The sequence below is a fragment of the Ralstonia sp. VS2407 genome, assembly GCF_052950655.1.
Map to the genome: position 1 here is coordinate 1 of NZ_JBRFVG010000031.1, position 2,896 is coordinate 2,896.

The window sequence follows — 2,896 nt, forward strand, 5'->3', positions numbered from 1 at the left end:
CGCTCGCTGGTGGCCTGATCGCGGCTGTCGGCGATGAAACGATACGCCTGCAGCAGACCGGCGGGGCCAACGAACTTGTCCGGGTTCCACCAGAACGACGGGCACGACGTCGAGCAGCTCGCGCACAGAATGCACTCGTACAGGCCGTCGAGCTCTTCACGCTCTTCCGGCGACTGCAGGCGCTCCTTCTCGGGCGGCGGCTCGTCGTTGATCAGGTACGGCTTGATCGAGTGGTACTGGTTGAAGAACTGCGTCATGTCCACGATCAGGTCGCGCACCACGGGCAGCCCCGGCAGCGGGCGCAGCACGATCTTCTCGGGCAGCTCACGCATGTTGGTCAGGCATGCCAGACCATTCTTGCCGTTGATGTTCATGGCGTCCGAGCCGCACACGCCTTCACGGCACGAGCGACGGAACGCGATCGACTCGTCCAGCTTCTTGAGCTTGACCAGCGCGTCGAGCAGCATGCGCTCGTGACCGTCGAGCTCAACCTCGTAGGTCTGCATGCGGGGCGCTGCGTCCTTGTCCGGATCGTAGCGATAGACTTCAAAAATACGCTTCATTTTTGTGGGCCCTTCTTATCCGTTAGAACGTACGCGCCTTGGGCGGCACCGATTCCACCGACAGCGGCTTCAACTGCACGGGCTTGTAGTCGAGGCGGTTGCCTTCGCTGTACCACAGCGAGTGCTTCATCCAGTTTTCGTCGTCGCGATTCGGGAAGTCGCTGTGTGCGTGGGCACCGCGCGATTCCTTGCGGGCGGCGGCCGACACCATCGTCGCCTTGGCCACTTCCACCAGGTTGGCCACTTCCAGCGCTTCAACGCGCGCGGTGTTGAACACCTTGGACTTGTCCTTCAGGTGGATGCTGCCAGCACGCTCGGCCACTTCCAGGATGCGCTCGACGCCTTCATCCATCAGCTTCTGCGTACGGAACACGCCGGCGTGCGACTGCATGTTGCGGCGGATGTCGTTGGCAACGTCCTGCGCGTACTCGCCCGAGCTGGACGCATCGAGCTTGGCCAGGCGCGACAGTGCGCGGTCCGCTGCATCGGCCGGCAACGGCTTGTGCTCGCGGTTCTTCAGGTTCTGCGCAATGATGTGGTTGCCCGCCGAACGGCCGAACACCACCAGGTCGAGCAGCGAGTTCGTGCCCAGGCGGTTGGCGCCGTGCACCGACACGCACGAGCATTCGCCGATCGCGTAGAAGCCGTTGATGACCTCGTTCGGGTTGCCGTTCTTCGGCACCACGACCTGGCCGTGATAGTTCGTCGGAATGCCACCCATCTGGTAGTGGATGGTCGGCACCACCGGAATCGGTTCCTTGATGGCGTCGACGTTGGCGAACTTCAGCCCGATCTCGCGGATCGACGGCAGGCGCTTCATGATGGTCTCGGCACCGACGTGGGTCAGGTCGAGCAGCACGTAGTCGCCGTTCGGGCCGCAGCCGCGGCCTTCCTTGATTTCCTGGTCCATCGAGCGCGACACGAAGTCACGCGGCGCCAGATCCTTCAGCGTCGGGGCATAGCGCTCCATGAAGCGCTCGCCGTCCTTGTTACGCAGGATGCCGCCTTCGCCACGCACGCCTTCCGTGATCAGCACGCCCGCACCGGCCACGCCGGTCGGGTGGAACTGCCAGAACTCCATGTCTTCGAGCGGGACGCCTGCGCGCGCTGCCATGCCCAGGCCGTCACCGGTGTTGATGAAGGCATTGGTGGACGCTGCGTAGATGCGGCCTGCACCGCCCGTGGCGAACAGCGTCGTCTTCGCTTCGAGGATGTAGACCTCGCCGGTTTCCATTTCCAGCGCCGTCACGCCCAGCACGTCGCCGTCCTGGTCGCGGATCAGGTCCAGCGCCATCCATTCGACGAAGAAGTGGGTCTTGGCCCGCACGTTACGCTGATACAGCGTGTGCAGCAGCGCGTGGCCGGTACGGTCGGCCGCGGCGCAGGCACGCTGCACGGGCTTCTCGCCGTAGTTCGACGTGTGGCCGCCGAACGGACGCTGGTAGATGGTGCCGTCGGCGTTGCGGTCGAACGGCATGCCGAAGTGTTCCAGCTCATACACCACGTTCGGTGCCTGGCGGCACATGAACTCGATCGCGTCCTGGTCGCCGAGCCAGTCGGAGCCCTTGACGGTGTCGTAGAAGTGATAGTGCCAGTTGTCTTCGCTCATGTTGCCCAGCGAAGCACCGATACCACCCTGCGCCGCCACGGTGTGCGAGCGGGTGGGGAAAACCTTGGACAGCACGGCCACGGAGAGGCCGGCTTCTGCCAGCTGCAGCGATGCACGCATGCCCGAACCGCCCGCACCGACGATCACCACGTCGAATTTGCGGCGCGGCAGCCCAGTCTTGACTGCGACCATGTCTTAAACCCTCCAGAGAATCTGAGCTGCGTAGCCCGCACAACCAACGAGCCACAGAATCGTCAACACTTGCAGCGTCAAACGCACTGCCACGGGCTTCACGTAGTCCATCCAGATGTCACGCACACCGATCCAGGCGTGATACGTGAGCGACACGAACGCCAGGAACGTCAGCATCTTCATCCACTGGTTGGAGAACAGCCCCGCCCAGCTTTGGTAAGACGTGTCTTTGGAGAGCAGGAACGCAGCCAGCAGCACGATGGTGTAGACCGCCATGATCACGGCGGTGACGCGCTGCGCGAGGAAGTCCTTCAGGCCGTAGTGCGCGCCGACAACGAGGCGCTTGGGACCAATATTGTTTTGTGCCATTGCGGATTCCTCAGAACAGGCCGAACAGCTTGGCGCCGAACACGACGGTCAGCAGCAGGCTGACGATCAGCACGCTCACAGCCGACTTGGAGGCCGAGGCCTTGTCGATGCCGATATGCAGATCGAGGATCAGGTAACGGATGCCGGCGCAGAAGTGGTGCAG

Annotated in this window: 4 protein-coding genes; all 4 read right to left on the reverse strand. The window is 63.2% G+C overall.

Features of this window, described 5'->3' with window-relative positions; all coding sequences use genetic code 11:
* On the reverse strand, positions 1-563 hold a 563-nt coding region (locus tag ACU8YE_RS23605; protein WP_446929762.1), incomplete at its 3' end, for a succinate dehydrogenase iron-sulfur subunit.
* Positions 564-585: 22 nt separating this feature from the next.
* Positions 586-2,364: a succinate dehydrogenase flavoprotein subunit gene (gene sdhA, locus ACU8YE_RS23610; protein WP_316882014.1), complete on the reverse strand. Its 1,779-nt coding sequence runs from the start codon at positions 2,362-2,364 to the stop codon at positions 586-588.
* Positions 2,365-2,367: 3 nt separating this feature from the next.
* Positions 2,368-2,733 (reverse strand): succinate dehydrogenase, hydrophobic membrane anchor protein, encoded by a 366-nt coding sequence (sdhD, locus tag ACU8YE_RS23615; protein WP_232040411.1) that lies wholly within the window; start codon positions 2,731-2,733, stop codon positions 2,368-2,370.
* 10 nt (positions 2,734-2,743) lie between these two features.
* On the reverse strand, positions 2,744-2,896 hold a 153-nt coding region (locus ACU8YE_RS23620; RefSeq protein WP_446929763.1), incomplete at its 5' end, for a succinate dehydrogenase, cytochrome b556 subunit.

Excerpts from the sequence above, each read along its gene's own strand:
- sdhA (WP_316882014.1), bottom strand. The coding sequence starts at position 2,364 with ATGGTCGCAGTCAAGACTGGGCTGCCGCGCCGCAAATTCGACGTGGTG.
- sdhD (WP_232040411.1), bottom strand. The coding sequence starts at position 2,733 with ATGGCACAAAACAATATTGGTCCCAAGCGCCTCGTTGTCGGCGCGCAC.